Raw genomic sequence first — 14,641 nt, forward strand, 5'->3', positions numbered from 1 at the left:
CTAGCCTATCCTTCTGTGAATTACGGAAGGTTCGCGTAACGTAATTGTCTCAATCGGCCCCGGGAGGCCGGATGTGCATCAAAAGTGAGGAGATGCACGCCGGATATTGTTGATTGCGCGGGGTGAACAGTGGTTCACTTTTATGAGAGTAAACACGCGTTCACCCGTGGTGGCCGCCTCAGACCCCGAAGGTTCCATGCCCCAGTCCCGCAACAGATCCCTGTCCCCCGGCGCCATCACGGCGGTCCTCGCGCTGAGCGGCACCGTGGTGGCGTTGATGCAGACCCTCGTGGTGCCGCTCCTTCCGGATTTCCCCGGGATCCTCCGCGTAACGGCCGACGACGCCTCCTGGCTCGTCACCGCGACACTCCTCTCCAGCGCTGTGGCCACCCCTATCGTGTCCCGCAGCGCGGACATGTACGGGAAACGGAAAATGATGGTGATCTGCCTGGCCATCATGGTTGCCGGTTCCATCGTGGCAGCGGTCGGGGGAAGCTTCCTCTGGCTCATCGTCGGCCGGGCGCTGCAGGGTTTCTCCTCGGCCTTGATTCCCGTGGGCATCAGCATCATGCGCGACGAACTGCCCAAGGAAAAGATGGGCTCCGCCGTCGCCCTGATGAGCGCCACTCTCGGCATCGGCAGCGCCCTGGGCCTCCCGCTCGCCGGGCTGCTCTACGAAAGCCTCGGCTGGGAATCCATCTTCTGGGTATCCGCCGCAGCCGGCACCCTGCTGCTCGCCGCCGTCGTCCTGGTGGTCCCCGAATCCAAAGTGCGCACGCCGGGCCGGTTCGACTACCTCGGCGCAGTGATTCTCTCCGGCGCCCTGGCGGCACTGTTGCTAGCCATTTCCAAAGGCGGTTCGTGGGGCTGGGGTTCGGAACCGGTACTGCTGCTGTTCCTGGCCGCCGCGGTCCTCCTTGCCGCCTGGCTGCCATACGAACTGAAGGTCAGCCAGCCGATGGTGGACCTCCGCACGTCCGGCCGGCGCCCTGTCCTGCTGACCAACCTGGCGTCCCTCCTGGTGGGCTTCGCCATGTTCGCCAACATGCTCCTGACCACCCAGCAACTCCAGTTGCCCGCCTCCACCGGTTACGGGTTCCAGCTGAGCGTGATCACCGCGGGCCTCTGCATGGTCCCGTCCGGCCTGGCCATGGTGGTTTTCGCTCCCGTTTCGGGCGGGATCATCCGGCGCTTCGGCGGGAAGTCGGCGCTGATCGCCGGTGCCGCCGTCATGGTCGTCGGCTACGTGGGCCGCGTCTTTTTCTGGGATTCCATTGCGTCGGTGATCATCGGCTCCACGGTGGTGAGCATCGGCACCGCAATCGCCTACGCCGCGATGCCCACCCTGATCATGGGCGCCGTGCCCATCACGGAAACAGCCTCGGCCAACGGCCTCAACAGCCTGGTGCGGTCCATTGGAACTTCGACGTCGAGTGCCGCCGTCGCCGCTGTCCTCACCTCTGTGAGCATCACCGTGGGATCCGTCCGGCTGCCGTCCTTCGAGGCGTTCAAGGACGTCTTCTGGATGGCGGCCCTGGCGGCCGCCGCTTCCATGGTGGCGGCCGTGTTCATTCCGCGGGCCGCGGCCGCCGCCAAGGCAGCGCTCCCGGCGCCGGCCGCCACCGAGCTCGTGGTGCAGGGACGCGTACTGACAGCCGACCGCCGCCCCGTCACTCCCGCCGTCGTCACCGTCCTCCAGACCGGCGGCGAACCGGTGGACTGGAGCCGGGTGGACAGCGAGGGCAACTATTCCGTGGCGCTGCCCGGCGCGGGCAAGTACCTCATGGTGGCCAATGCCGCCGGCTGGGCGCCGATGGCGGAGGTATTCGACTTTGACGGCCGCACGCTGCAGCAGAACTTCCACCTGGAGGACCGCCTTGAACTCGCCGGAACCGCCTCAGCGGGCGGCCTTGTGCTTCCGGACGCGGTGGTGACGCTGCTGCAGGCCTCCGGTGAACATGTGGCTACCGTGCGGACCGATTCAGAGGGCCGGTATTCGCTGCCGCTGCCCTTGGCCGGCCGCTACATCGTGACCCTGCTGCACCCGGCGACGCACCAGGCCATGGCCCGGAAACTCGCGGTGGACAACCGCTCGGTGTCCGCGGACCTGGCCATGGACGCCCCCGCCGGGCAGCTGGTGGAAGCATGAGCGCGGCCGGGATGTCCAGCCGCGATGCCGTCCTGGATTCCGCCGGGAGGCTGTTCGGCGAGCGCGGCTACCGCGGCGTCACGGTCCGCGACATCGCCTCCGACGCCGGAGTTTCGGCGGCGCTCGTGATGAAGCTGTACGGCTCCAAGGAGAAACTGTTCGCCGCCGCCAAACCGGACGAATCGTTGCTGTCCGAACTCGACGTCCCGGCCGCGGAGCTGGGCGCCACGCTCGTGTTCCGCGTGCTGATGCGGCGGGAGCGCGGGCTGCAGGAGCCCTGGGCCATGCTCCCGTTCACCATCCAGGACTCCCCGACGCCCGACGCCGCCCGCGCGGACACGCGTGAACGGTACCTTGCAAGCATGGCCGGGCTCCTCGAAGACCCGACGCCGGACCGGCGTTACGCTTCCACGGTGGTGGCGCTCATGACCGGTTTTGGCGAGGCTGTACGCACGCTCGGCATGTTCGAAGGCTGGGACTTCGACGAGCTGGTGGCCCACTACGGGGCGATCGTCCAGTCCCAAATCGACGCCTGCCGGGCAGCCCGTCCCTGACAGGCTGGCCGGCAGCCGGACCTTCGGCCCGGCAATCAGCTGTACGACATGCTCAACAACAGCGCCTTGAGAGCCTGGCCCTCGGCGCCTTCCAGCCACAACCTGGCCGCCTCGTCGCTGGAGAAGGGCTTCTCGATGAACCGGACATCGGCCACCAGGACCTTTTCGCCAACCCGGATGATCCCGTCAACCCGGGAATCCTCCCCGGCGGGAGGCGCCCCGGCCGTCAGGTGCATGCGGTAGGTCGGGTTGCCATCCATCCGGTCCACATAGAAGGAGTAGTGCGCGGCGGGAGCGGGCTGCTGACTTAGCCCCGGCACGGGCTCGGACTCGAAGACGGTCCTGGCCACCCGGTGGCTGACAGCATCCGCCGCCTGCCCGTAATACACCGTTGCCTGCTCGGTACCACTCGCGTCGAAGACGGTCGCCGTACCCGACAGTGAAGGATCCCCTGCCCCGGTGAACAGGTCCACCCGCCAATCCGCCGGGTGCTGGAACGACAAGCGCCCGTCCGGGAACGTATACGTCGCGACGCCGGCAGAAGCGGGAGCGGACGACGACGGCGGGGTGCCTTCCGCCGTCGAACTCGGCGTGGCGGGGGCAGACGTCGCACCCCCCGATTCCGAGGGAACGCTGACGCCTGACGGCGATACTCCGGAGGAGGCCTCAGTGACGCCCAAACCGCAGCCGGACAGGCCGAGGACGGCCGCGGCAGCGAGGGCGGGGATGAAGGGGACGCGACGCGCAGAGCGCATTATGGTGCCTTTCCCGAAAGGCCGTCAGCTCGGTGGGACTGGCTTCCGGCCTGCCGTTGGGGCAGTGGCTCGCGGCGACCCTGAGGGAGCGTGTGGCGATGTGTTGTGCTCTACAGAATCGCACGCACAGCCACGGCCCCTCCAGAGGATTCGCAATAAATCCATCGATTTGTTATAAATTACCGCAGCGACGCCTGGCCCGGTGAAAAGTGAGAGAGCGTCGGCCGAAAGGGCTCAGGAAGTGAGAGAGCGTCCTGAAGGGTCTGGGGTTGATGGGCGGGTGAGGTTAGCGCAGGACGATGTCCACCGGGTTCGCCTCGGACCTCCACTGACCCTCCGTCCCCGCCCGCGGCCCGATCACAGGGGCCGTGAGCACACCGGAGCGGTTGGTGCGCTTGTCCCGCAGGATTTCCGTCACGGAGCCGAGGTGCCTGGACAGGTCGATCACGTTCTCCGGCGCCGCCAGCAGCAGCTGGAAGCCGAATTCGTGCAGCGCCTTGATGCCCGCCCCGGCGAACTCCTCCGACGCGAGGACAAACGCCTCGTCCATCATCACAGTGCCGTAGGTGGTAAAGCCCTGCTCGGCAATGCCCAGCTGATAGCTCAGGGCAGCAGCCATGATGAACGCCGTGAACCGCTGCCGTTCGCCGCCGGACATGGAGCCGGTGTCCGCGTGCATGAACACGTCGGTCCGCTTGCTGCCGCGCGGGCCCTGTACCTCCCGGTGCTCCTTGCATTGGATGAAAAGGTGCCCGCGCACGTCCAGCACCTCCGCCCGCCAGCGCCGGTCCTCCGGCGTCTGGGAGCCCAGACGCTTCACGAGCGTTTCCAGCGACTTGTAGCGGGTGGTGAGCTCGGCGTCGTCGTCCGGTTCCGGGCTGGAGGCGCCGGAGCCCGTAGCCGCCGCACCCGCGGACCGTGAGGGCCGCGTATGCCGGATTTTCAGCGCGTTCTGGATGGCGTCCTTGAACTGCTTCGCGCTGGGCGGCAGGGTCTGCTTGATGTCCAGTTCCAGGAAGCTGCCCTCGTGGAAGTTGACCTCGGACAGGATCCCGTTCAGCGGCAGGATCCGGCTGGTGATGGACCGGCGCTCCTCGTCCAGCAGGTGCAGCAGCGTGCTGAACGATTCGTGCGTGCGCTGGTTGAAGAACTGCCGGAACTCGGCCTCCTGCGCGGGCAGGCCGTCGCTGACAATGGCGTGGTACCGGGCCTCGAACTCCCCCGCGGCGCCGATGGACGTGCCGTGGTCCGCGGAGATCGCCGTGCCCCATTCCCGCACGAACCCCTCGAACATCCGGGTGAGCCGCTCGGACGTGGCCTGGCCGCGGGACTCGGCCGCGTGCAGCTCGGCGAGGAGCCGGGTCCGCACCTGGTGGGCCATGTTGTCCAGCTCGTGCATTTCCGTGATGTCTCCAACGTCGCCACCGCCGGCAAAGTAGGGTTCCAGCGCGGCAACGGTGGCATCCGACGGCGGCGCCTGGCCCAGGCGCGTCCGCGCGGCGTCCAGCAGCGAATCCGCGGCGGTGAGCTGCTGGTCCAGCGCCTTGTATTCACTCTGCAGGACGGCTGCTGCCTCGGTGCTGGATTGGTGCTTCTGCCGGGCCGCTTCAATGTTTGACCGCAGCGGTTCGAGGTCGGCCTGTGCGGCAAGGGCATCCTTGAGGCGCTGCTCGATCTTTCCGAGCTCGTCCTGCGCCACCGCGGCGGATACCTGCTCCCAGGGCCGGTGGTCCTCGGCGATCCGGCGCAAGGCCTCCAGCTGGCGGGTCATTCCCTGGTGTGACTCTTCGCGGCTTTGGGCGAGTTCGGCGGCTTTGGCCAGTTCCTGCTGCAGGTCCTCCACCTGCGCGGCCACGAGCTCCAGCTTCGAGGCGTTGTCGAAGCCGAGGACGTAGTCCTGCCTGCCGGTGAAGCGGTCGTCCTTCTCCACCGTGTGGCGGTTGCGTTTGACCACGCCGCCCAGGCTCAGGCCCTTGTCCAGCGCAGCCAGGTCGTCCGGGTCCTCGACGCAAGGGTAGGCGAAATCGACGGCGATCCGCTCACGGATCCACTGCCCGGCGTCGCCCGCCGTCCCGGTGGTGAGGATGTCCAGTTTGGTGAGCAGGTCGCCGTCGGCCACGTCCTCCACGGCCAGGGCGCCGCCGGCGAGCGGCTTGGACACGTCCACGGCGCGGAGCGCGCCGCGGACGGAATGGCCGTTCAGGTAGCGGGTGACGGCGGCGAAGTGCTCGCCGGGAACCAGCAGCGTGGTGGCGAGGTTCCGCAGCGCGCGTTCGGCGGCCGGCCGCCACTGCTCCTCCCCCTCTGCGAGGTCGATCAGCTCGCCGCCGAACGGCATCAGCTCCTCCGGCACGCCCGTTGCAGCGGCGATCGCGGTCCGGTTTTCAATGCTCGACGGCGGCAGCAGGGACTTGCGCGTTTTCAGTGAGAGGAGTTCCTGCTGGGCCGCCGCAAGCTCACGTTTCTTGGTCGCATGGCCGTCGAACGCCTCGAAGCGCAGTTCCTTGAGCGCTTCGGAGTCGTCCTGCAGTTCGGCAGACCGTGCGGCCGCCTGGGTGTGGGCCTGCTCCCAGCCCTCGGAGGTCCACTCGAGATCCAGTCCGGCACCGGCCAGGGCCTGCCGCGCCGACTCCTCGACCTGCTGGCGGAGCTTCAGCCCCACCCGGGCGTTGTCCAGCGACTGCTCGATCGCGGAGATCGCGTTGCCGCCCTGGTTGTTGTAGTCCGTCTCAAGCTGCCGCAGGTCCTTGGCCAGGCCGTCCCGGACCGCGCGCTCGGCGCCGAGCTCCTTGGCTTTCGAGTGGGCGAGCTCCTTGAAGCGGGCCAGGGTCTTCTCGTGGACAGTCACGGCGAGCTGCTGCCGGAACGCGTCGAACTCTTCGCCGGCAAGCTCACGGAGCCGGTTCGCATCAAGCAGGGACTGCGCGTACTCCTTGTTCAGTCCGGGCACCGGAGCGAGCTGGTCGCGCTGCTGCCGCACGTCCTCCAGCCGCTGGCGGATGGACATCAGGTTGCTGAATTCCTCGACGACGTCGTCCGCCGCGGCCAACGTGGCAGGCGCATCGAGCACCTGGTCACGGAAGAAGGTGTTGACGCTGCCGCCGAGGCCCTTGCCGGCCTGGATCACGCGGAGCAGCGGCAGGGCCTGGTCCGAATTGATGCCCAGCAGGCGGCGGAACCGCTCGGCGAACGCCTTGTGCACGTCGAAGACCTGCGCGTCCGGGAAGATCGCATCCAGCGCGGCCTTGGTGAAGCGCTTCTCCGCAATGCCCTCGATCGCGGCAAGGTCCAGCGGCTTGTTGTCGATCAGGTAGTAACGCCCGACGCTCGACTCCGTGCCGTTCTTCGGCAGGTCGAACAACGCGGACACCGTCACCTTCGTACCGGCCGCATTATCGAACGTCAGGGCAACGGCGGACCATGTGGCACCGGGCCGCTGGAAAGCACTGGCCGACCCCTCGCCCACGGCCTTGTCCCCCACCTTGCCGCGCATGTACGTGAACGTGGTCCGCTTGTCCTCCACCGCACCGGAGCGCTGGGCCGCGGCCTCGTTGGAGCGTGGCCTCGCATCGAACACGCGCAGCATGGCGTCAAACAGCGTGGACTTGCCGACGCCCGAGTTGCCCGTCAGCAGGGTGCCGTTGCGGTCCACGTGCATCGTGTGGGCCCCATGGAACGTGCCCCAGTTGACCACCTGCACCAGCGCGAGCCGCATCTGGCCGGGGTTGGTGAGTTCGCCCATCGGCAGCATGGTTGCGATGCTCACTTGGCTTCTCCGTTCGTGGCCGCGGTTGCGTTGGACGACGACGGCGATGCCGCCCCCGCCCCTTCGCTGGACGGCTCTGCTGCAAGCAGCAGGCCGTCCGGCTCCGACAGGCCCGATGCCACTCCCGGGGCGGCATCGCCGTCGTCTTCGCTATTCAGGTCACCGTCTGCGTCGTCTTCAGTGTCGTCATCCGAGCGAACGGGATTCTCGCCGTCGAGCTCCAGCAGCGCTTCGGTGCCGGTGGGGTCTGCTGTTGCCGCCACGAGGGCCTCGATTTGGGCGGGGATGTCGCCGATGTTTTCGAAGGGGAGGGCCAGCGGGAGGGCGTTGGAGATGGTGTAGACGTCCTCGAGGCCGGTGGTGATGAGGAGCTGGCGGGCCAGGAGCTTGGTGATGGCGCGGTTCACGACGTCGGAATCGCGCAGGGCGTCCTGCTGGCCGGACGGCTGGTAGTGGGCCACGAGCTCGGCGATTTCCTCGCGCGTGATCGTGGGGTCGGTCTGGGCTGTGACGTGGCGGTCCAAAAGGAGCCGCAGGCGCAGCAGCACGATGGTCTCAACGCGGCTGAGCGCCCGCTGCTGGCGCAGGATGCTGGAACGGGTGCTGCCGCCGATGGCGTCCGGGTCCACCGGGCGCAGCACTGCCACCTTCCGTTCGTGGTCCAGCTGGAGCGTCAGGAACAGCTCGGAGAGGCGGCTGCGGAGGATCAGCTGGTTGTCCAGCAGCGTGGTCCAGAGCTTTTCGTCCCGGCCGCCGTCAATGTACGGACCCTTCAACAGCTTCACCAGGGCCTGGCGGACCTTCATGGGCAGCACGCCGGTGTCCCCCGGGAACAGCGCGGCGCCGTCGACGAAGGTCTCCCGCGGGGTCACCCCACTGGTGACTGAACTCGTCGAAATCCCGGCATCATGGGACTCGACGGGCTCGACCACCGGGGCTGCCGCCGCTGCGCTCGTTGCGTTAATAACGTCAGTCATCGTCAATCCTTTGTGAGGGTGACCACCGGCAGGAATGCCTTGCGGGTGGTGCCGTCTATCTGTTCGAAGTCGATGGCGTCCCAGCCGGCGCGGTCGAAACCGGCGCCGTCCTGCAGTGCGTGGGACAGCAACGCGCGGATGGAGTTGATGTGGCGTTCCTCCGGCGGAAGCTGCTCCCATGCCTCCGGGAGCGTCGCGGCCCCGGCGAGCGCGGCGCGGATGGCTGCCGGCTTTGCCTTCCCGGTGCGCGGCGAGCGCACGCGGTCCGAATCGTTGAAAGCGATGGGGTCAGCAAGCTTGGGCGGCGCTGCGAACTCGTCGGGGTCGAAGAGCTTGACCATGGACAACGACTCGAAGCCCGCATTGAAGAGCACCGGCCCGGGCACCAGGCCCGGACGTTCCCGTTCGTAAGGCAGCGAGCGGATGGCCTGCTCGGCTTCGCGCAGCACCTTGCGCAGCCGCACGGACTGGCGGAAATCGTCGCTCTGCACGTAGGTGTTGAGACTTTCACTGAGCTTGCCGTAGATCCGCTGGATCTGGCTGTGCTGGGTCCGGAGTTCGGCCACCAGGTTCTTCAGCGTCTCCCGGTCCTCGTGGCTGAGGTCGTCCGCGAACTGGCGGCTGAGCACCTCGCCGATCGCGGAGCGGAAACGCAGCTGCTGCTGGGGATCCTCCAGGAACGCGGTGAAGGAACGGAACGTCCTGCCCTCAGGGCTCTGCCGGAGCCGTTTGTCCGCCTCCAGCACCTGCGCCATGGTGGCACCCTTGCTGAGCGATTCCTCGATGATCTGGTTGCGGAGTTCGCCCACCAGTTCCTCGATCCGGTCGCGCATCTTCTTGTAGTCCGCCGGCAGGCTGGCCGCGAGGTCCAGGATGTTTCCGGCGGCCTCCACGGCCTCGTCATCGTCCAGCAGGCCGTCGAAGTCGCCGGAGCTGATGTCTTCGATGAGCTGCTGCCGCTCCTCGATCTCGTCCTCGAGCGATTCCAGCCGGGCGGTCTGGTCCGGATTGGTCTCATTGGCGAGCTTTTCGACGTCGCCCAGCAGCGTCCCCAGCCGGGACCCGTTCAGGGTGGAGCGTTCGCTGGAAAGGCTGTCCAGGAAAGCGAGGACCCGGGCCGCGGGCTCCGTGACTTCGTAGACGATCTGCCCCGACTGGTTACGGCGGGTCAGGAAGTTCTTGCGGGTCCATTCATCGCCGAAGGACTTCCCGTTGGCCATCCCGCCCAGCCCGGGGTCCTGGCGGCGGAGCTGCTCAAGGAAGGCGTCGACGTCGGCATGGAACTCTTCCAGCGGAAGCTGCGGGCGGGTTCGGGTGAAGGAGGCCTGCAGGACTGCGATAACCCAGGGCGCGGACCTGGTGAGCGCCCAGGCCGGGCCCTTGGTCAGGAGTTCGAGGTCCCGGAGCCGGGCACTGATCGCGTCCGAGGAGGACGGGGCGGATCGGGACACACACTCTCCTTCAGCTGCCGCAAGACTCGTCGGGCAGCGGAAAACCCGAAAACTGCCAACTACAAGGTTAACGCAGTGGCCCGGGCGGGCAGTCCGGACCATGGTCGGAACGAAATCGGAGTGTTACGTGTGTGACTGATGGGGTTTCAGTGACCTCACCGTGACCTACGCTCCGGTAGCATTTCGATCCCGTATCAACCCCTGCGCCACGGCCCGGCGGGGCTGGTTGGCGGCCCCGCCCGCACCCTACGCTCGTGCTACTTGATCTATCCAGGCAATGACGCAGGGGGAAACCATGCAGTTCGATCTCAGCGCAGTTGAAACAGGCACTTTGGTGTTCATCGGAACGCTGGTGTTTGCAATGCTGATTGTGGGTTTCATGATGACGGCCGCCTTCCTGGCCATGGTGCTCCTGGGGGTGGGCCGGTTCGCCTGGTTCATCGTCGCCGGCACCCTGCTGGGACTGGTCCACGGCATCAACCACTTGTGGGACCGACTGGTGCACCATGCCTCCACCGTGGAACTCCCCGGCGACTTTCAGGGCCAGCCTGCCCCTAGCACGGGAACTTACCCGCGGGTAGCATTGAGGGACAGCTGAAGGGTTCTCCACCCGAGGCGGACCCAGGGCTCGAGCCGGCCACCCCGGTTAGAGGAGATGCCCCGTGAGCTCTGCCACTGACAGTCCCGCCGCCGACGTTCCCGTCGCCCCTGAAAAGATCGGGCCCGAGGCCACAGAAGCCGATGCCCGGGCCATCACCGAGGCCGCCCGGGAAACTTCCTGGGACCGGCCCAGCTTCGCCAAGGGGCTGTACCTGGGCAGCTTCGACCTCTCACTCATCCATCCCTGGCCCGAGGCCCAGGTCGAGGACGTGGAGCGAGGCGAAGAGTTCATGGCCCGCCTCACCGCTTATTGCAGGACCATGTCCGGCCGGGTGATCGAGCGGGACGCCAGGATCCCGGACGGATACCTCGCCGGCCTGGCGGAGCTGGGCGTCTTCGGCATGAAGATACCGCGCGAATACGGCGGCTTGGGACTCTCCCTGGTGTACTACGGCCGGGCGCTGGCCCTCCTGGGTTCGGTGCATCCGAGCCTCGGCGCCCTGCTCTCCGCCCACCAGTCCATCGGGGTGCCGGAGCCCGTCAAGGTGTTCGGCACTGCGGAACAGAAACAGGAATACCTTCCCCGCTGCGCTGCCGGCGCCATCACGGCGTTCCTGCTGACTGAACCCGACGTCGGGAGCGACCCTGCCAGAATGGGCAGCACCGCAGTTCCCACGGACGACGGCGACGCCTACATTCTGGACGGCGTGAAACTTTGGACCACGAACGGCGTGATCGCCGAGCTGGTTGTGGTCATGGCTCTGGTGCCGGAGCACACGGACTCGGACGGGACCGTCCACAAGGGCGGCATCAGCGCCTTCGTGGTGGAAATGGACTCCCCCGGCGTCACGGTGGAAAACCGCAACGCCTTTATGGGGCTGCGCGGCATCGAGAACGGGGTGACGCGCTTCCACCAGGTGCGCGTGCCCGCGGCAAACCGGCTCGGCCGGGAAGGCCAGGGCCTGAAGATTGCCCTCACCACGCTCAACACCGGAAGGCTTTCCATCCCGGCCCTCTGCGTGGCGTCCGGCCGGTGGAGCCTGAAGATCGCCCGTGAATGGTCCAACGCCCGCACCCAGTGGGGCCGGCCGGTGGGCAAGCACGAAGCAGTGGGCAAGAAGATCGCCTTCATCGCCGCGAGTGCCTTCGCCCTGGACGCAGTCTTCGAACTGTCCGCCGAAATGGCCGACGCCGGCCAGAAAGACGTCCGGATCGAAGCGGCCCTCGCCAAGCTCTGGTCCACGGAGATCAGCTGCCGCATAGCTGACGAGCTGGTACAGATCCGCGGCGGCCGCGGCTTCGAGACGGCGGATTCGCTGGAAGCGCGCGGCGAGCGCGCCGTCCCGGCCGAACAGCAGCTCCGGGACCTCCGGATCAACCGGATCTTCGAGGGTTCCTCGGAAATCATGCGGCTCCTGATTGCCCGCGAGGCCGTGGACGCGCACCTGGCCGCCGCCGGGGACCTTGCCTCCGCGGAGGCAAGCCTGTCCGACAAGGCGAGGGCCGCCGTCGGCGCTTCAGGTTTCTACGCAAAGTGGCTGCCCAAGCTGGTGGCGGGCGCCGGGATGGACCCGCGGTCCTACTCAGAATTCGGCAGGCTTGCTAGGCAGCTGCGGTTCGTGGAACGGTCCTCACGCCGGCTTGCCCGCCAGACGTTCTACGGGATGGGCCGGTGGCAGGCCAAACTGGAGCACAAACAGGCGTTCCTGGGCCGGATCGTTGACATCGGCGCCGAGCTGTTCGCCATGGCGGCGTGCTGCTCGCGGGCTGAAGGCATGCTTCACACATCACCCGAGCAGGCGGCCACCGCCTATGAGCTCGCCGAAGCCTATTGCGAGCAGGCCCGGGTCCGCGTTGACGAATACTTTGACCAGCTGTGGCGGAACACCGACGACGCCGACCGCGATCTGACGGAAAAGGTGCTCGCCGGCGATTACACCTGGCTGGAAGCGGGAGTCCTGGACCAGTCCGAAGGCACCGGACCATGGATCGCCGATGCGTCCCCGCGCGCGTCCGTGAAGGAGAACCTGCACCGAAATTACCGCTAATTCTCGCCGTTTTTCGACCCGCCGGAGATACTAAGCACCCTTGCTACCACTGGCATGCCGTGGTTAGGTGGAGATGAGACCACCATGCATGTCTCCGCATAGCAGCGGTGGCCGGCCCAAACAATGGGCGCGGTTCAATCGATGAAAGCGAGAACGCCTGATGAGCAGCACAGCAGGGCCCGAAGACAGACATTCCCGCCGCACCGCCCGCGGTGCAGGCGCAGACGGCGTCGACGCCACCCGCATGGACAGCGGCCGGGTGGAAGACAGGCTGGAGGGCCGGCGCAGCTACCCTGACGCTCCGCAGGCCAGCCGCAATTACGACGCCGGCACGGACTATGACGACGACACCCGCGCCTACCCGGTGCCGCCCGCGGGCGAGCACGCCTTGGCAGCCGACCCGAATGCCGCCACCCGCGAGACCGTGGTTGCCCGCGAGAAGGAGCAGTTCGGCGGGATCAAGATCGGCTCCGCCTTCTTTGGGTGGCTGGCCGCGACGGGAATGGCCGTCCTGCTGACCGCCCTGGTCGCAGCGGCCGGAACGGCGGTGGGGCTCGCCACCAGCACGGACGTCACCGAGGCCGTGAACCAGGCCTCCTCCGACCAGAGCGTGGGCTTGGTGGGCATCATCGTGCTGCTGGTCATCCTCTTTGTGGCCTACTACTGCGGCGGCTACGTTGCCGGCCGCATGGCGCGGTTCAACGGCGCCAAGCAGGGAGTCATGGTGTGGGTCTGGGCCGTGATCTTCGCAGTGCTTGTTGCAGTGCTGGCGATGATTGCCGGCGAGCGCTTCAACATCCTGGCCAATCTGAACAGCTTCCCCCGCATTCCGGTGAACGAGGGTCAGTTGACCACCACCGGCATTATCGCTTCCGTCGTTGTGGCCGTGGTGGCCTTGATCGGCGCCGTGCTGGGCGGACTGGCCGGGATGCGTTTCCACCGCAAGGTGGACCGGGCCGGCTTCACCCCGGTTGAGGCTGACGCTGACCGTTAGCGCATGACTGTTTCCACAGATTGAAATCTAGGAAATCACGGCGTCGAGGTAGTACCAGCGGCGGTCCACGCGCACAAACCTGCTAGTTTCGTGGTGGACCGCCCGCTCGCCGTCGCGCCGGAAATGGGCTTTGAACTCCACGGTTCCCTCCGAGTCCAGCGGGCCGCCGCGGCGCGTGGAAACGATGTCCAGGCGGCGCCACTGCATGGCCGGATCAAATTCGAGCTCAGCGGGCCGCGTGTCCGGGTGCCAGGTGCGGAGCAGGTAGGCGGCATCCTGCACCACAAAGGCGCTGTACCGGGAACGCATGAGTTGTTCCGCCGTCGGCGCCTCTGCGTCGCCGCGGTGGAACCGGCCGCAGCAGTCCGCATACTGCTCACCGGACAGGCACGGGCAGTTTCCGTTGTGAAGCACAGGGGTTCCTTTCGGGACGGCTGGCGGGCCCGAACAGGTCCGTTTCCGACTATAGGGCCAGTCCGGCCGGAAACGGCTGTGTCATATGCGATAACAGCTTCGACACAACCCCGGTCTGGAGCCGAATGCGGGCGTGTTGCCCGGCGAAAGTCCGTATTGTTAAGGGGTGCCGATCGCCGGGTGATGACTGCCCTGCCCAAGCACTGCAGGCCGTGAGGAGAGGTAAATGGAAGATCCCACCACCATTGCCCTGAACCTGACCTTTTTTGGCACGCTCGGTGTGGCCTTTGTCATGTTCATCGGACTGTTCCTGGTTTTTGTGGCCACGCTGCTGATGGCCGGGCTGGGCAGGCTGGTGGGCGTCACGGTGATGGCGCTGGTCGGGCGCCGCCCCGCGAGGTCTTCCCGACCCGCCGGCTCGTCCCGTCCCGCGGTGTCGTCCGCGACAATCCCCGGCCGCGGTCCACGCCGGCCCAAACCCCGGACGCAGACCCAGCCCCAGGCGCGCGCAGGTACCGTCCGCCACGAGGCCCCCGCCCTGTCCCAGGACTGGACTGCGGCCGTTGCCCGTGCCGACGCGCGCGCCGACGCCCGCGCCAAGGCCGCTGCGGCGCCTGAAGTAAAGGTCACGGTCCGCGATCTCCCCAGCCCGGATGCCCCGGTGGAGGAGGTCACGGCGATAGCGCCCCTGGTGGAGTCCGCCACGGACCAGCACGCCACGGTGAAGGCAATCCCGCGTTCCTTCGAGAAGCCCCCGGCACCTGGACGGATGGCCATGCTGGACACCGGCTCCCTGGTTTCCCTGGCCGGGCATCCCGGCACGTTGAAAGGCACCCTCCCGGCCGAGCAGCGCCGCGCCGGCTGATTCACAATTCGTCATCGAAGCCCGCTGCGTTACTCCGGACTACGCAACGCTAAGAAGTGCTTCGCCCG

11 protein-coding genes are annotated in these 14,641 nt (G+C 67.2%); 6 read left to right on the forward strand and 5 right to left on the reverse strand.

What is annotated here, in order from left to right; translation table 11 throughout:
* Window positions 1-142: 142 nt before the first annotated feature.
* A complete protein-coding gene (locus tag WMN78_RS05565) occupies window positions 143-2,149 on the forward strand; it encodes an MFS transporter (protein ID WP_340532519.1) in 2,007 nt (668 codons plus the stop codon).
* Window positions 2,146-2,703 (forward strand): TetR/AcrR family transcriptional regulator, encoded by a 558-nt coding sequence (locus WMN78_RS05570; RefSeq protein WP_340532520.1) that lies wholly within the window; start codon window positions 2,146-2,148, stop codon window positions 2,701-2,703. The genes WMN78_RS05565 and WMN78_RS05570 overlap by 4 nt, the downstream gene beginning before the upstream one ends.
* Window positions 2,704-2,738: 35 nt before the next feature.
* Here WMN78_RS05570 and WMN78_RS05575 read toward each other — a convergent pair whose 3' ends face one another.
* The 4 genes from WMN78_RS05575 to WMN78_RS05590 form a co-directional block, all read right to left on the reverse strand.
* Window positions 2,739-3,458, reverse strand: coding sequence for a hypothetical protein (locus WMN78_RS05575; RefSeq protein WP_340532521.1), 720 nt, complete (start codon window positions 3,456-3,458; stop codon window positions 2,739-2,741).
* 286 nt (window positions 3,459-3,744) lie between these two features.
* On the reverse strand, window positions 3,745-7,224 hold the full coding sequence (locus tag WMN78_RS05580) for an ATP-binding protein (RefSeq protein ID WP_340532522.1): 3,480 nt from the start codon (window positions 7,222-7,224) through the stop codon (window positions 3,745-3,747).
* Window positions 7,221-8,201: a DUF4194 domain-containing protein gene (locus tag WMN78_RS05585; RefSeq protein ID WP_340532524.1), complete on the reverse strand. Its 981-nt coding sequence runs from the start codon at window positions 8,199-8,201 to the stop codon at window positions 7,221-7,223. Before WMN78_RS05585 ends, WMN78_RS05580 begins: the two co-directional genes overlap by 4 nt.
* A 2-nt stretch (window positions 8,202-8,203) precedes the next feature.
* The gene (locus WMN78_RS05590) at window positions 8,204-9,652 is read right to left on the reverse strand and encodes a DUF3375 family protein (RefSeq protein WP_340532525.1); all 1,449 of its coding nucleotides are present in this window, start codon (window positions 9,650-9,652) and stop codon (window positions 8,204-8,206) included.
* A gap of 295 nt (window positions 9,653-9,947) precedes the next feature.
* On the opposite strand from WMN78_RS05590, the gene WMN78_RS05595 reads away from it, so the two are divergent.
* The 3 genes from WMN78_RS05595 to WMN78_RS05605 all read left to right on the forward strand — a co-directional run bounded on the left by WMN78_RS05595 (window position 9,948) and on the right by WMN78_RS05605 (window position 13,294).
* A complete protein-coding gene (locus tag WMN78_RS05595) occupies window positions 9,948-10,250 on the forward strand; it encodes a hypothetical protein (RefSeq protein WP_340532527.1) in 303 nt (100 codons plus the stop codon).
* Between the two features lie 64 nt (window positions 10,251-10,314).
* Window positions 10,315-12,300 carry an acyl-CoA dehydrogenase family protein gene (locus WMN78_RS05600; protein WP_340532529.1) on the forward strand — a complete coding sequence of 662 codons (1,986 nt, stop codon included), beginning with the start codon at window positions 10,315-10,317 and terminating at the stop codon, window positions 12,298-12,300.
* A 160-nt stretch (window positions 12,301-12,460) separates the two neighbouring features.
* Window positions 12,461-13,294, forward strand: coding sequence for a YrzE family protein (locus WMN78_RS05605; protein ID WP_340532530.1), 834 nt, complete (start codon window positions 12,461-12,463; stop codon window positions 13,292-13,294).
* A 27-nt stretch (window positions 13,295-13,321) separates the two neighbouring features.
* On the opposite strand, the gene WMN78_RS05610 is transcribed toward WMN78_RS05605, so the two are convergent.
* Window positions 13,322-13,708, reverse strand: a complete 387-nt coding sequence (locus WMN78_RS05610; protein WP_340532531.1) for a YchJ family protein — start codon at window positions 13,706-13,708, stop codon at window positions 13,322-13,324.
* A gap of 226 nt (window positions 13,709-13,934) precedes the next feature.
* Between WMN78_RS05610 and WMN78_RS05615 the strand changes: the two genes are divergently transcribed.
* Window positions 13,935-14,573: a hypothetical protein gene (locus tag WMN78_RS05615; protein WP_340532532.1), complete on the forward strand. Its 639-nt coding sequence runs from the start codon at window positions 13,935-13,937 to the stop codon at window positions 14,571-14,573.
* Window positions 14,574-14,641: the final 68 nt, after the last annotated feature.

It is taken from the genome of Arthrobacter oryzae (assembly GCF_037911235.1).
In the GTDB taxonomy this organism is placed as follows: Bacteria; Actinomycetota; Actinomycetes; order Actinomycetales; family Micrococcaceae; genus Arthrobacter; species Arthrobacter oryzae_E.

Excerpts from the sequence above, each read along its gene's own strand:
- WMN78_RS05565 (WP_340532519.1), top strand. The coding sequence starts at position 143 with ATGAGAGTAAACACGCGTTCACCCGTGGTGGCCGCCTCAGACCCCGAA.
- WMN78_RS05570 (WP_340532520.1), top strand. The coding sequence starts at position 2,146 with ATGAGCGCGGCCGGGATGTCCAGCCGCGATGCCGTCCTGGATTCCGCC.
- WMN78_RS05575 (WP_340532521.1), bottom strand. The coding sequence starts at position 3,458 with ATGCGCTCTGCGCGTCGCGTCCCCTTCATCCCCGCCCTCGCTGCCGCG.
- WMN78_RS05585 (WP_340532524.1), bottom strand. The coding sequence starts at position 8,201 with ATGACTGACGTTATTAACGCAACGAGCGCAGCGGCGGCAGCCCCGGTG.
- WMN78_RS05595 (WP_340532527.1), top strand. The coding sequence starts at position 9,948 with ATGCAGTTCGATCTCAGCGCAGTTGAAACAGGCACTTTGGTGTTCATC.
- WMN78_RS05605 (WP_340532530.1), top strand. The coding sequence starts at position 12,461 with ATGAGCAGCACAGCAGGGCCCGAAGACAGACATTCCCGCCGCACCGCC.
- WMN78_RS05615 (WP_340532532.1), top strand. The coding sequence starts at position 13,935 with ATGGAAGATCCCACCACCATTGCCCTGAACCTGACCTTTTTTGGCACG.